This window comes from Bradyrhizobium sp. AZCC 2262 (genome assembly GCF_036924535.1).
Classification (GTDB): domain Bacteria; phylum Pseudomonadota; class Alphaproteobacteria; order Rhizobiales; family Xanthobacteraceae; genus Bradyrhizobium.
This window is the reverse complement of sequence record NZ_JAZHRT010000001.1, coordinates 5,250,091-5,264,226: the sequence shown is the minus strand read 5'-3', so window position 1 is coordinate 5,264,226 and position 14,136 is coordinate 5,250,091. Positions and strand designations below refer to the sequence as shown.

Annotated in this window: 12 protein-coding genes and 1 pseudogene; 9 read left to right on the top strand and 4 right to left on the bottom strand. The window is 59.3% G+C overall.

What is annotated here, in order from left to right; all coding sequences use genetic code 11:
• Positions 1–379: 379 nt before the first annotated feature.
• A pseudogene (locus V1283_RS24815) lies at positions 380–817 on the bottom strand (Dps family protein); the annotation flags it as partial.
• A 670-nt stretch (positions 818–1,487) separates the two neighbouring features.
• Here V1283_RS24815 and V1283_RS24810 point away from each other — a divergent pair.
• Positions 1,488–1,820 (top strand): DUF3551 domain-containing protein, encoded by a 333-nt coding sequence (locus V1283_RS24810; protein ID WP_334389129.1) that lies wholly within the window; start codon positions 1,488–1,490, stop codon positions 1,818–1,820.
• 91 nt (positions 1,821–1,911) lie between these two features.
• Here V1283_RS24810 and V1283_RS24805 read toward each other — a convergent pair whose 3' ends face one another.
• Together V1283_RS24805 and V1283_RS24800 are read right to left on the bottom strand one after the other, a co-directional pair.
• Positions 1,912–2,283, bottom strand: a complete 372-nt coding sequence (locus tag V1283_RS24805; protein WP_334389128.1) for a response regulator transcription factor — start codon at positions 2,281–2,283, stop codon at positions 1,912–1,914.
• A gap of 70 nt (positions 2,284–2,353) precedes the next feature.
• Positions 2,354–2,983: a response regulator transcription factor gene (locus V1283_RS24800; protein WP_334389127.1), complete on the bottom strand. Its 630-nt coding sequence runs from the start codon at positions 2,981–2,983 to the stop codon at positions 2,354–2,356.
• 279 nt (positions 2,984–3,262) lie between these two features.
• On the opposite strand from V1283_RS24800, the gene V1283_RS24795 reads away from it, so the two are divergent.
• Positions 3,263–3,688, top strand: a complete 426-nt coding sequence (locus V1283_RS24795; RefSeq protein ID WP_334389126.1) for an AraC family transcriptional regulator — start codon at positions 3,263–3,265, stop codon at positions 3,686–3,688.
• Here V1283_RS24795 and V1283_RS24790 read toward each other — a convergent pair.
• Entirely contained in the window at positions 3,685–5,154 is a 1,470-nt protein-coding gene (locus V1283_RS24790; RefSeq protein ID WP_334389125.1) for an ATP-binding protein, read from the bottom strand. The two genes, V1283_RS24795 and V1283_RS24790, sit on opposite strands and share 4 nt — an antisense overlap.
• Before the next feature lie 270 nt (positions 5,155–5,424).
• On the opposite strand from V1283_RS24790, the gene V1283_RS24785 reads away from it, so the two are divergent.
• The 7 genes from V1283_RS24785 to V1283_RS24760 all read left to right on the top strand — a co-directional run bounded on the left by V1283_RS24785 (position 5,425) and on the right by V1283_RS24760 (position 14,098).
• Positions 5,425–6,225, top strand: a complete 801-nt coding sequence (locus V1283_RS24785; protein WP_334389124.1) for an acetoacetate decarboxylase family protein — start codon at positions 5,425–5,427, stop codon at positions 6,223–6,225.
• Between the two features lie 139 nt (positions 6,226–6,364).
• Positions 6,365–7,168 carry an acetoacetate decarboxylase family protein gene (locus tag V1283_RS24780; RefSeq protein WP_334389123.1) on the top strand — a complete coding sequence of 268 codons (804 nt, stop codon included), beginning with the start codon at positions 6,365–6,367 and terminating at the stop codon, positions 7,166–7,168.
• A gap of 181 nt (positions 7,169–7,349) precedes the next feature.
• A complete protein-coding gene (locus V1283_RS24775) occupies positions 7,350–9,305 on the top strand; it encodes an FUSC family protein (protein ID WP_334389121.1) in 1,956 nt (651 codons plus the stop codon).
• Positions 9,302–10,255, top strand: coding sequence for an HlyD family secretion protein (locus tag V1283_RS24770; RefSeq protein WP_334389120.1), 954 nt, complete (start codon positions 9,302–9,304; stop codon positions 10,253–10,255). Before V1283_RS24775 ends, V1283_RS24770 begins: the two co-directional genes overlap by 4 nt.
• A 5-nt stretch (positions 10,256–10,260) precedes the next feature.
• Positions 10,261–10,464 carry a DUF1656 domain-containing protein gene (locus V1283_RS24765; RefSeq protein ID WP_334389119.1) on the top strand — a complete coding sequence of 68 codons (204 nt, stop codon included), beginning with the start codon at positions 10,261–10,263 and terminating at the stop codon, positions 10,462–10,464.
• A 145-nt stretch (positions 10,465–10,609) separates the two neighbouring features.
• A complete protein-coding gene (locus V1283_RS44780) occupies positions 10,610–11,185 on the top strand; it encodes a helix-turn-helix domain-containing protein (RefSeq protein ID WP_442895779.1) in 576 nt (191 codons plus the stop codon).
• Between the two features lie 78 nt (positions 11,186–11,263).
• Positions 11,264–14,098: an ATP-binding protein gene (locus tag V1283_RS24760; protein WP_334389118.1), complete on the top strand. Its 2,835-nt coding sequence runs from the start codon at positions 11,264–11,266 to the stop codon at positions 14,096–14,098.
• Positions 14,099–14,136: the final 38 nt, after the last annotated feature.

Genomic DNA, 14,136 nt, shown 5'->3' with positions numbered 1-14,136 from the left:
ATTTGAGAGTTTTGAAATCTTGAACTTGAGTACTTGAAAAGAGGGTTTTCAAGTTAGCGTTGCAGCATTGGCACAATTTGAATTCGGCTCTTTGAAATTTCAATTCAAAAGAAATCAAACGGGTGTTTGGGGCTGAGCAATATCGGAGAAACTTCAGGAACCTCCCGCTGATTTTCCGTTGATTTGTTTGAACTCCGTTTGATTTCCCAAAAATCAAAGGGGATTTCAAAGTCGCAGCTTGGATGTGCGGATTCGCGGAATGAGCGGTTATGGAATAGTCCGTGGCTGCAATCGACGATGGATCCTGAAGCCCAATGATTGTCTTCATTGCGTCTGTAGGCCGACTGACAATTGCGCCGCGCTCGCGGCACGGTGGCGCTCAGCCGCCGTACCCGGTCGTCTCGAATAGAAACCATACTCTCTGTTCGCCTTCGTCGATCCAATTCTCGAGAAGGCTCGCGCCGGCAAGATCTCCCTTCTCGTCGCAGAGCGCGTGCGCCTCGCGCATGTTTGCCACAAGAAACTCGTTGTCCTTGCGCAGTTCTTCCAGCATGTCGGCAGGTCGGACGCAGGCCTCATCGTTGTCGCGCACACGCTGGCATCCCGCGATATGGCCTATCGATCTGATCGTGGCTCCGCCCACCTTTCTGACTCGCTCGGCGATCGCGTCCGTCATCGCGAAAATCTGTTCGCCCTGGTCGTCCAGCAGCAAGTGATAATCGCGAAAGTGCGGCCCCGAAACGTGCCAATGAAAGTTCTTCGTCTTGATGTAGAGGGCGAACGTGTCCGCCAAAAGCCGCGTGAAGGACGCGGAAAGCGCCTAAACGGCATCGTCGGAGAAGCCGGCCGAGGTCTCGCGTGCGGCAGGTGCGGCCGCTTTGGATCCGTTTCTGTTCATTTCGTCGATATTCCATGGCTCTACGGGAAGACGCTAGTTCCGCTGAGCGGTCCAGTATCCTGCGCAGCGCGAACCTCCCGAATAACCGCTCCATGTCCCGCGGCCGGAATTACTCGAGAGGCGGCCTGAACCGGACGCGTACTTATCATGAACGGTCACCGAGGCGCGAACGGCACCCGAGCGCGCCACATGGCCGCTGAATTTCACCAGATTTGGATGGGTAACGATTCCATCAGTGATGTTGACAGAGAAGTTATAGGTGGGGTCGCACGTGCCTCTCTGCGTCACGAAGAGCAAGTCCCAGGGTCCGTCGTAGGCCGAGCGAGCCTGCGCCACGGAGGTCAAGGCAACAAGTGAGACTGCGGCTGTCAAGCCAAGCAAGGTATTCTTCATCATCATATCTCCGAAGCGTTGTCAGCGTTGCCACGGATATATGGGAGAGCAGATGCCAGCGCTTGTTCAAAACTGCTTCAATCGTTTGCGATTGCAGTGATGCTTCATGGCGGTTCGCGTCGGTGGCCCGCACTCATACTTCAATCTGATCGCGACCACATCTTAAGGCAATAGTATCACGACACCCCCTCACTTCATGTTGAAGCGGGCTGATGGCCCAGATTCAACACAGAGAGGGACGAGCATGACGCTGTCATTTCGATCGACTATCGTATCCATCCTGGTACGCGCAGTTGCTTACGCCGCCATCGCGACTCCGGCTTCGGCGCACACCTATGAATGCTGCCTCAGGGACGTTGAGTCGTTGGCGCAGTCCTGCGACTTTGACACCCTGGCCCAGTGTCAGGCCACGTCCTCGGGCCGCGGAGGCGATTGTTACCGTGATCCGTTTCTCCGCGGCGCGAGCGGTGCCCATGCCTACGCGCCTATTCATACCCCTGCGCAGGCCGTGCCGGGCGAGGACAACTAAGCCTCCACTGCAGACGCAGATATCAAATTGCGACACCCGCGACCTTTGCAGGAGGTGGCGGGCGCTGTCGTTTTCTCCGGTAGCGAGGACTTCAAACGCCCCTGAGAATTCGCTGGAGGCAATTCGCCAATGTTTCCGCCTCAAACGGCTTGCGGAGAAGGCAGGTCGCCCCGCTGGACATCGCTTTCTCCTCGGTGCCGGGTTCGGCGCGAGCGGTGATCATGATCACCGGCAGTGAAGAATGCCGAGTGCTGAGCTCGTGTTTCAGCTCGAAGCCGTCCATCCCGGGCATCTGGATGTCGGTGATGGCGCAGGTAAATTGTCCAAGGTCGTTCGATGCGAGAAAATCCTCGGCCGACGCAAAGTCGCGCACTTCGTAACCTAGCGAACGAACGAGCTCAACCAGCGCCTCGCGCATGGAAGCGTCGTCATCGACGATCGAAATCAGCTGCTCGGCCGTCATTCGCTGACCTTCTTGCGACCTGGCCACTGAAATTTTCCATGGAAGTGACGAATGCACATGGATGAACCTCTCAACGTGTCCGGTTCTTCAATGTATCCGCCATGCGGACCAGATCCGCCAGCGAACGAGCTTCCATCTTTCGCACCGCTGCGCCGCGATGAATTTTGACCGTTACCTCACTCAAGCCCAGTTCACCCGCAATCTGCTTGTTCATCTTGCCCGCGGTCACCAGCGCCATCACCTCGCGCTCGCGTGGGGACAGCGTAGCGTACCGATCGACGATGGCGACCGCTTGCTGCTCACTGGCGCGTTGCAGCCGGTCGCGGTTGATCGCGGCGGTCACAGCGTCAATCATGTCCTGGTCGCGGAACGGCTTTGACAGGAAGTCGACCGCGCCGGCCTTCATGGCACGCACCGACATCGGAATGTCCCCGTGTCCCGTCATCAGGATCACCGGCAAGCGTACCCCGAGCCCGACGAGTTCCTCCTGAAAGTCCAGGCCATTGGTCCCGGGCAGGCGGATATCGAGAACGATGCATCCCGGAGCATCCAGGTCGTCGGCCCTGAGAAAGTCCTGGGTTGAACGGTGTGTTTTCGCGTTCAGTCCCACCGAGCGCAGCACGCTGCTGAGCCCATCACCAAGATCCGCATCGTCGTCGACGATGTGCACAACGGGAGAGTCGTCGGGCGCGTGGGGCATGCAGCATTCCAGCGAGTAGTGAGAGTAGGTCTCCATAGCACGGCAAAAGCCGCCAATGTCATCACACGAAGGTATGGTCGACGAGGGCAGGCCGCTTTCCTGCAGCAGTCTGCCGCCGGCGTCGAATCCTGACCCTGCTCACACCAAGGTGTCAGGTGATGACACGCATGCACAATTGGCGCCGCGTGAGGCTGCAGCCATCCTTAGTCTCAAGGCAGGGCGCTTCGCATTGCGCCGGTCACTGCCAGGTAGGCACGACAAGACAATCCAGGAGCAACGATGTTGAGGAATATGGATGAGTTGGAAAGTGAAGCGGATTTGCCGGTGCAGTACCTGATGCCGCCCGGCTCGATGGTGCCAGCAGGCTTTGCCCGAGGCGGATTGCCTCCAAGGGTGCTGCGGCGGATTCGCGAATACATCGAAGGCAATATCGACCAGCGGATCAGCGTTGAGTTGCTGGCGGGACTGGCAAACCTGTCGGTCTGCTACTTCGTGCGGGCCTTCAAGCACTCCATGGGTACCACCCCTCACGACTACCTGATACGGCAGCGCGTGGAGAGGACCAAGCATCTGCTTTCGGGTGGCGACATGCCTTTGTCGGAAATCGCACTTGCTGCGGGTTTTGCAGATCAGAGCCATTTTTCCCGACGCTTTCGTCAGCATGTTGGAATGTCGCCGCGCGATTATCGCTGGTCGAGTCCCTAGCAAGGGCGGTCGGTGGCCGCTATCGCCTCGACTTGCTGCAGGACAGGAAGACGGACTTTGAACAAGGCCCCGCAACTGTCGCCCGACGTCACCGAGATCGATCCGCCATGGCTGTCCACGATGGTACGGCTGATCGAAAGTCCCACACCCATTCCGTCAGCCTTTGTCGTATGGAAGGCGGTAAAGAGATTGTTGGCTATCTTCGGATCTATTCCAGTCCCCGTGTCCTCGACCTCGAGGACGGCCAGTTGCGAGTTTGAATCCTCCGATAACCTCTTGGAAGTGATCGACAATAGCCGTCTCCGATCGCCGATTTGCGACATCGCTTGTATAGCATTGACAACGAGATTGATGACGACCTGCGCAAGCTGCACACGGTCGCCGAGCACGAGCGGCGCGGGTGCCTGAAGATCAAGCCTGAGCGCTACATTGTTGCTAAGCATCTCGCGCTCGACGAGCGGAATAACGTCAGCAACGATATCGTTCAAGGTGAGCACCGTGTGGGACGGATTACTCTTCCGCGCCAAGGCACGAAGACGGCTGATGACTTCGCTCGCACGCCGACCGTTACTGATCATCCGCTCCACCGCCAAACGCACTTCCTTAAGGTTGGGTTCGTCTCGCAGCAGCCATCGCAAGCCGGCTTCGCCGTTGGTCACAATTGCCGCGAGCGGCTGGTTGACCTCGTGAGCAATCGACGCGGTCAGCTCGCCCAGCGTACTGATGCGCGTGACGTGCTCGAGCTGGCTGCGCGTGTGATGCAGTGCGTCCTCCGTTTGCTTCTGCTCTGTGATGTCGCTGTTGGTCTCCATCGTGGCGATTGGACGCCCGCGTTCGTCGCGTTGCACCGCCCAACGGCTTACGACGCATACTTCACGGCTGTCGCGTCGCGTGTGAATGAGCTCTCCCTGCCAACGGCTTGAGTCGCCGAGTTGCTCCGTGGTGCCGGCCGACGGTAGATACTTGGTCTTCAGCAGAGCGTTGGCTTTCTGTCCCAGCGCCTCTTTTCGTGGCCAGCCGTAGAGTTCCTCAGCCCCGGCATTCCAAAAGGTGATGACATCGTTTCTGTCGCGCACGAAGATCGCATCGTGGGTCAGATCGAGAAGCGCCGCCTGGTCGCTCAGGCTTTCTGCCGCTTTCCGGTTCCTGAGCGCGGCAAGGGTCGCAATGCCTATCGCGCAAAGGCCGATCAAGGCGCGCAGCACCGGCCCGCTTTGAAGCGAGTCGAAGTGAACGATTGCATAGCTCAGAAGGGTCTGCAGGACGCAGACGGCGCAAACAAGCAGGATACCGCGCCGCCCTAGAAAATCTGCTGATGCAATCAACACGACGGCGTACAGCGCCGCGATCGCGATATCGAGCGGGGCGAACGTATCGATCGCAAAAATGACCGCCACCCCAGCGAGCATCAGGACGACGTGGAGACCGGTTGGCCTGCTTATCATTCGAGATGGTCGTTCTGACATCGGCTCCTTTCGAGCGGTGGTGTCTCTGAAGTCCGCCTCGGCGGCGTATCCAGTCTAGCTGGCGGCGCAGGGCGACCCCTTGTCGTTGCAAGCTCCGATTTGCACGTTCGTGCGGCAATTGGGTTGCATTCCCGCAAGCAGCGAAGTCGCGTGGGCAAGAATCTTCCAGTTGCCGCATGCGCTTACAAGCGACAGGAACCTGCTGCGCCTATGCTTTTCCGGGGCAATGCGGGCGGCGTCGCCACAACGCTGTCGGGGAAGGGTCTTCAGATGCTCAAGGGCTTTACAGTCCCGCGGTCACCTTTGGGGACAGCGGCGTTAACGCCGCCGCCTCCATGGCACTACGCCGGTAACGTTCTGGCCGTGGAGTTCTGGAACGACCCGGATCTGTCGGCTGACATTCTTCCCAGAGGCGTCAAGCTGGATTCTCGGTGCCGGGGGCGCTCTGTTGCGCTCTTCGCCGATTGCCAGTTCACAGCGAACAGCGACGAGCATCTTGATCCCGCGCGCTATCAGTGCCGCGAATTCTTCGTGTTCCTCGATGCAACGTGGCAGGGGTCACGAATAGCCTGGTGCCCGTACGCCTACGCCGACAACGACGCGGCGATCATGAGAGGCTGGGTCGAGGGTTACCCGAAAAAGCTCGGCGCCGTGCACCAGACGCGCACTTTTGCCGCTACCAGCGCGGCTTCGGCACCGCTCGCCAACAAGAGCAGATTTGCCGGTTGCGTATCTGCCCATGGGCAGCTGTTGGCGGAAGCTCGCGTGATACTGCGTGAAAGGGCAGATCATCTTGTCGGCCTGCTCGACCGGCCGGTTGTGGCGCGTCGATACTTTCCGCAGCTCTGCGCAGGCGTGCACCACAAGGCGGTCGTGGATGAACTCGTTCGGTGCACAATGAACAATCTCCTGATCGCGAACTTATGGGTCGGTGAAGGAGAGCTGATTTTTCCCGAAACTCACGGCGAAGAGCTCGACATGTTGGGGCCGATCAAGGTCGGTCGTGGCTTCCGGTTCTCGTTTTCCTGCTCGATCTCCGATTGCACGATTCTGGCCGACTTGACCGTCTAGCGATCGCTCGCCAGCCAAAACCGGAAATGCGCGGAAGTTCCTCCTCTAACCGCAAGAACAGACAAGCCGACGCAAGCCGATGAAATCAATTGCGGCCGGGTTCGATAGACTTGACGATGAAAGTGCGCAGGAGTCGACGATGCTGAAGGGCTTTACCGTTCCCAAGTCGCCGTTCGGTCAGGCGGCGCTAACTCCACCACCACCCTGGCACTACTCCAGCGACGTTGTAGGAGTTGAGTTCTGGACCGATCCCGAGGCAACGGCCGCGACATTGCCGAGCGGTCTTTCTCCCGATCCGAAGTCGAACGGCCATGCCGTCATGAAGTTTCTGGATTGGCAGTTCACCGCACAGGACGACGAACTTCTCGATCCGGCCCGCTACCAATATCGCGAGGCGTTGGTGCTGCTCGACGCAATGTATCGCGACACACCCGTGATGTGGTGCCCCTACATCTATGTCGACAACGATGCCGCGCTGGCGCGAGGATGGACGCAAGGCTTTCCCAAGAAGATGGGTAGCATTTTTCAAACGCGCACATTTGCGGCGGCAAGCCCTGCCGCTGCACCGATTGTGCCGGGTGGCCGGTTCGGCGCGAGCCTTTCCGCGCACGGCCAGCGTCTGGCGGAGGCTTGCGTCACCCTGCGGAAGCCTGTCGAGAACGGATTGTCGCTCCTCAGCCGCCCGACGGTCCTGTTGCGATATTTCCCGAGGCTTGCCGCCGGATATCAGGACAAGCCGGCGGTCAACGAGCTGGCGATGTCGATCACCGAAAATATAACCGTCGCCGACGCATGGATCGGGGAAGGCGAATTGAATATTCCGGACGCGCAAGGCGAAGAACTGCACGCCCTCGCGCCAAGCCGCATTGCGTCCGGCTTCCGCTATTCGCTCGCCTACTCGGTCACGGATCTGAAGATCCTGGAGGACCACACTCGCAAATAGCCCTGAACGACACTCCCGCCGCTGCGGCGAAGCGTGCAGTCCCTCGCTTCGCCGAGAGGGCCTCCGCGGACCCCCCGTCCCACGGAGGCCCTCTGCGAGGGAGGGAGTGTTCCAGAAACGAGGAACTAGTGCGAACGCCGTCCGAATACCTGGTCGACGGTTCGTTCACGAAAGATCGCAGATGGTGATACCGCTTCACATATGGGGACACGCGCTGCGCATCTGGCTGGCAGCGGTAGCCGCGCTGTATGTGGCGTTCTGGCTGCAGCTTGGAGGAGCATCATCGGCTGCAGTGACTGTCGCTATCCTGGCGCAGCCGACTCGCGGGGCTGCGCTGGCGAAAGCCGTCAACAGGATCGCTGCGACGTTTATCGGCGCCACGATGTCCATCGTGATCGCTGGTCTCTTCCCCGGCGAGCGTGTCGGCCTGCTCGGGGCATTCATTCTCTGGATGTGTGTTTGCGTCTTCATCGCGAGCTACTTCCGCGGTTTTCGGGCCTATGCCGCCGTGTTGTCCGGCTACACCGTCGGAATAATCACGGTCGTCAATATCGATGCGCCGCAAAAGGTGTTCGCAACAATGACCGATCGCGTGGCCGCGATCACGATAGGTATCCTTTGCGTGACTCTCATTAACGATCTCTTCGGTTCGCCGCCGGTGTGGCCTGGGCTGGAGCGTCGGATAACCCAAACCTGGCACGACGTGCGCGACTACGCGCGCGGCGTGTTGGGTGGAGCCAGGGACGATGTGGAAAGAGCAGGGATGCTCTTCGCAGCGATTGTCGGCTTGAGGGATGAGGTGGATATCGTCGCTCACGACATGGCAGATGGGCGGCATCGGGCCGGTGGCGCGCGGAGCGCGATGCTGGCACTGGTAGAGATTGTCCAACAGGTTCGATTGTTGAACTTGCTTAAGCGCGGCGATCCCCTGGCCGTAACCATCAGGGACCAATGTCTTGCTGCGCTCGATGGCAACCGCTCGGAGGCGCTGGCGTTCCTCGCCAGGCTGCGCGATGATGAATTGTCGCGTCCTGACGCGACCGTTGCAGCCATAGGGCAGATTCAGCAGGCCTTTCGCTGCGTGGAATCCATGTCTCAGCTCGAGGACGGGCTATTATCACTGCGCGAAGGAAGCGAGCCGGCTCGGGATGTGCGATTGCCACACCGCAAGGAGTTCTTCTTTGCGCTGCAAAATGCGATTCGTATCGGGATTGCGCTTTCGGCGGGCGCCCTTTTTCTCGTTCTTGCAGGATGGCCGGCGTCCGCTTTGGCTTTGACGATCACCGCGATCGTGTGTGCTTTGAGCACCACAATGCCAGATCCTTCGAAGGTTGCGGCCGTCGCCATGGCAAGCTTCGCGCTGGCCGCGTTGAGTGCCGATATTGTCCACTTCTATCTCCTAACCGACTCACAGGACTTTATCCGGCTTGCGATTGCGATCGCGCCGATGATGATTTTTGGCTGCTTGTTCAGCGTTAATCCGAAAATCGCCGGCATCGGGCTGATGATGAACGTCATTTTCCTTTTCTTGTTGGCGCCGTCTAACCCTCAAACGTTCAACGCGCTGACCTTCTTTTCGCAATGCATGTTCGTGGCGTTTGCTATCGGTGTCCTATTTCTGGCGTCCCGCCTGGTGTGGCCGGTATTGGGGCTCGACAAACAATGGGCCGTCGTCAGGGCGACGGAGGAAACATTGGCGGCATCGGTGACCGGCAGGAAATATAGCCGGCCAGCGCTGAGCATCGCGCTGGCCTCCAGGATCTCCGACTACGTTGCCGCGGCCACTGATAAACATGGGTCGCATCCGGAGGTGCTTAAGGGCCTTCTCGCGGCCAACGACCTGTCGCTCGCGTCGGCTGCGGCCTACGCTCACCTGGAGGAGATCTCAGACGATCCGGCCAATTGCTCCAGGCTTGGCCCGTTGCAACGAGCTCTTCAGTCAGGGAATAGCCGGCGGCTTTACGCCGGCGCCAGATCAATTCTTCGACGCATGCAGGAAGTCAAGGCCGGGCTGCATGAAGCACAGTTAGCCGCGGTAACCGATCTATCCTCCGCGGGCCTGGTGCTGGAGCGCGAGAGGCGCAGGATCCGGCATTTCACCGATCAGGGTTTCATTAACAAGGAAAAGGGGCGATGAGCGTAGCGCTGGCGAAAAAAAAGCGATCAGTGGTCAAGCTGCTCCGATATCTTGCGACCGGCGTGCTTGTCGTGGCAGCGCTTATTGCTGCGCGCTATGGCTGGCTCGTTTATGTGACGTCGCCATGGACGCGCGACGGCATGGTCCGTGTGCAGGTCGCAAATGTGGCGCCGCAGATTTCCGGCCAGATTGTTGAGGTGCGAACTTACGACAACCAGCATGTCCGCAAGGGGGACATACTCTACGTCATCGAAAAATTTGATTTCGAGGTGGCGCTGGACAACGCGAAAGCGACCATCCTGAGCCGTCAGGCCGATCTCGAAGTCAAGAAGGCACAGAACGCCCGGCGGGCGATTCTTACGACGCTTTCCACCTCGATTGAGGAGAAGCAGGTGTTCGACGGTAACGCGAAGATGGCGGAGGCCGCAGTTGCGAGCGCCAAAGCCGCGCTTGCGCAAGCCGAGATCAATCTCCAGAGGACGGAGGTTCGTTCGCCTGTCGACGGCTACGTCACGAACCTCTTGATGCGGGTCGGCGACTTTGCGCGGGCTGGCACTCCCAATGTCTCGGTGATCGACGAGCATTCCTATTGGATTGACGCTTACTTTGAGGAAACGAAACTCACCAACGTCCATGTCGGAGACGACGTCGAGGCGACGTTGCTTGGCTATGAGATGCCGATCAAGGGCAGGATCGAGAGCATCACGGGCGGTATCAGTGCCGCGAACGCCGCAAGCAGTACCCAGGGCCTGCCGAACGTCGATCCGATATTCACTTGGGTTCGTCTCGCGCAGCGCATTCCGGTGCGGATCAGGATCGACCAGGTCCCGCAAGATGTGCCGTTCATCGCCGGAATGACCTGCAGCGTTTCGGTTGTAGGCGGGAACCTAGCTCCAGCACCGAAGCGCGACCAGGGAATCTTCGACCGGCTCATAAGCCGACTTGGGTGAAGCCGATGCGTGCGCCAAGGGACATTGATCTGCAAGGCGTCCTGATTGACCCCTTTGTGAGGTACCTATTCCTCGCTTTGGTCATCCTGATCGCAATCCGGTTTGTTATTGGCCGCCTCGGATTGAGGTCGATGTTCGTCAATCCGCCCCTTGCGGGGGCCGCCCTCTACGTCGGCATCCTGGTCGGCCTTATAGCGTTCTGGATCTGAGTGCCAGCCGGCAAGACGTCCAAAATAGCCTCTCGACTTTGCGACTACCGTCGTACGTAATTGATATTTCGATGTTATCTCATTGTTGCGCTGCAATTAATACTTCAGAACGCTACTTAACAAGCCAACTGGGACCGTTTGCACCATGCTCTCCTGCGCCGGGCTGCTCTTCGAGGGATTGACATGGACGCGTCTCAAAGCACTGCACCGAATTACCCGCCAGCCGGTCTTCAGTTCGGCCATTTGGCGGGCAGCCTGGCGCAGCTTCTCGAAGTGGTTAGGCGCGAGTTCGAGCACGACCGCGAGGCGGCGAAGGCCTCGCTGGCCAAGGCCGCCACTATCTTGCGGTCGGAGATTGAACGCTGTTCTGGCGCGAAGCGATCCAGGACAGGGGGGCTGGCAGGTCGCGCGGGTGCGAACTTTTATCGACAAGAACTTGCACCGGACCATTCACACGCAGGACCTCAGCGCCGAAGCGCGGCGAACCCCGGCGCACTTCTCGCGGTCGTTCAAGCTAAGCTTCGGAGAACCGCCACACGCTTACGTGGTCAAGAGGCGGCTGGAGAAGGCTTGCCATCTGATGATAACCGGTTCAGCTTCGTTGAGCGAAATCGCGCTGAGCGTTGGATTTTCGGATCAGGCACATCTGTGCAGACTATTCAGGCAAGCCTTTGGGCAAAGTCCAGCGAACTGGCGGCGTGAGCACGAGACACAGCAGTAAGGTGATTGAACCAGCGCGGATAAGGAACATCCCATGAGCGGTCAAAACGGGAAAGTTCTGAGCTTCGGTCCGTTTGAGTTGTCGATCGGCAACAGGCTCCCGACCAATGGCACAAAGGTCGTGCCTCTCGGAGCGCGGGCGATGGACATCCTTATCGTCCTGGTGGAGCAAGCGAACAAGGTCGTCAGCAGAAGAACCTTGATTGAGCGCGTTTGGCCAAAGCGGGGCGCTGATGACGTTAGCCTCCGCGTGCACATCTCGGCGCTGCGCAAGGCGCTGGCTCAAAACGATCCCACCAGGCGATATGTCACGAACGAATCCGGTCGCGGTTACAGCTTCATTGTTCCGATAACGTCACCCTCCGAAGGGACATCCGAAATCGACTTCTCTTCGAGGTCACGGCTACCCGCCCGTTTGACGCGCGTGGTTGGTCGAACGCACGCTATCGCCACGATTCAGGCGAAGCTGGCCGCGGAGAAGTTCGTTACGATCGTTGGCCCCGGCGGTATCGGCAAGACCACGGTTGCGGTTGCAGTCGCCCATGAGATGCGTTCGATCTTCAACGAGCGGGTCCGCTTCGTGGACCTGAGCCCTCTCGACGCCTCCCTCGTTGCGCCCGCCGTGGCGAGCTCATTCGGACTGGCGGTACAAACCAATGATGTTGTGCCGGCCCTGATCGATCACTTGCTGGAAGCTCCGACGCTGCTCGTCCTCGACAGTTGCGAACATCTGATCGAGGAAGCTTCCGCTCTCGCGGAACCGCTGTTTTGCCGTGTGCCAACATTGCACATTCTCACGACCAGTCGGGAAGCGCTTCGTGTCGAAGGTGAAAATGTCCACGAGCTCTCCGCGCTTGCATGTCCTCCGGACGATCAGGCGATATCGGCATCGCGGGCGCTTGAATATCCAGCCATTCAGCTGTTGGTCGAGCGCGTGCGGGCCGTGCGAGGTCAATTCGACCTGGTCGACACTGATGCGCCGATTGCAGCCGGCATCTGCCGGCGTCTGGATGGTATCGCCCTGGCGATCGAACTCGCGGCCTGCAGGGTCGACGTTTATGGTCTTGCCAAGACTGCAAGCCTGCTTGACGACCACCTGAATCTGTCATGGGCAGGGCGTCGGACTGCGGCAGCCCGGCATCAGACCCTAAATGCCGCGCTCGAATGGAGCTATGGCCTGCTCGATGAGCGGGAGAGGCTCGTATTGAGCAGGCTGGGCGTTTTCTCCGGCGGATTTACGTTTAAGGCGGCGATCGCAGTTGTCGCGGATGACAAGGTTGACGAAGCGAGAGTGTCGGACTGTGTTTGGGGGCTTCGGTCGAAATCATTGATTACCGCCTATGGACAGGAATCGCGGCTGCGGTTGCTCGATACCACACGCGCTTTTACCTTGCAGCGACTGGCCGAAAGCGATGAGCAGAATGTCTTTCACGGCCGTCACGCCCTTTACTTCAGCGACTTGTTCAAACAGGGCGCCGCGATAGATGTGTCGAGCTGGCCCAAGGCGCTCGGAATCGAGGTCGACAATCTTAGAGCCGCCCTGAACTGGGCGTTCTCCGCCGGGGGTGATGCGAAACTCGGCATCGAACTCGCCGCGGCGTCGGCAGGCACCTGGATGGGTATGGCGCTGCTCACCGAATGCCGGGAGTGGATGAGAAAGGCGATAAGTCGAATCGACGACGTGAATTCAGGCACACGACAAGAGATGATCATTCAGTCGGCGCTTGCCAGTTGCATGATGTTCACGGGTGGCATGACTGAGAAGTCCTACGCGACCTGGGCCAAGGCGCGCCTTCTTGCCGAGGGCCTCAAGGATACCGAATATCAGCTGGTCTCCCTGCTTGTTCTCTGGGCCCACCAAATTCGCATCCCAAATTATCCTGAGGCGGTCGAACTGGCCGACCGCTGCGGTGACGTCGCAGAGCGGAGTGGCGATCGCGGTGCCATCGCGATGGCCAACTACATGCGCGGCGTCACTTACCACCATTCAGGGCGCCTGCTGGAGGCCGAAGGCTGTCTCGAACTATCGCTGCACCGCGACGACGAAGCCTCGCGACAAGCCCTTATCAAGCGATTTGGCTACGACCGCAAAGCCGATGCCCTGGGTGTTCTGGCCAACCTGGTCTGGCTGCGCGGCTCTCCCGATCATGCGCGGCGGCTCAATCGAATGTCGATCGCCGAAGCACGCCAACTCGATCACGCCGTGCCCCTGTGTGTCGCGCTGACCTGGGCGAGCTTCAACATGTATCTGACAAGCCCGGATGATGATGAGACCGAAGCGCTTGCCAACGAACTTGTTGAACATGCCGGAAAATATGCCGTTGAAAGCTATCTTGGGTTCGGCCTCACCATGCAGGCCCTCTGCAAGGCAAGGCGCGGGTTCGCTGAAGAAGCGGCCGTGACGCTCTATTCCGGTTTGGAGAAGCTGTCGGCGGCGCGCTACGGGGTTTTCAATTCTTTCATGCAGGCGGAACTCGCGAGATCCACGGCGGCCGCCGGCCAGCCGCGGCAGGCGCTCTACATCTTCGAGACTGCGAAGATCAATCTTGACGAACGCCAATGGTACGCTCCGGAATTGCTCCGCATCAGGGGCGAACTGGCGTTGGGCAATAACGAAGGGCTGGCGGTCTGCAGGGAGTATTTTGAGCGCGCCCTCGCGTTGTCGACCGAGCAGGCGAGCCTGTCATGGGCGCTCAGGGCCGCCACCAGCAGTGTGATCGCTGAAACGTCAGTCGGGCGAAAGGAGGCGGCGTGGAAGACGCTGCAAACGACCTACGGCAAGTTCCGGGAAGGTTTCGACACGTTCGATCTGGGGTTGGCAAAGCAGGTTTTAAAGGGATCATACTCGCATGGTAGCGTTGTCAGCGCGGGCGCCGGGAGGTTCGTGCCGGTAAAGGTTTCAATTGACCCTTGATCGGGCTAGGGGAGTATTTGCCGGACGGACCAGCAGCC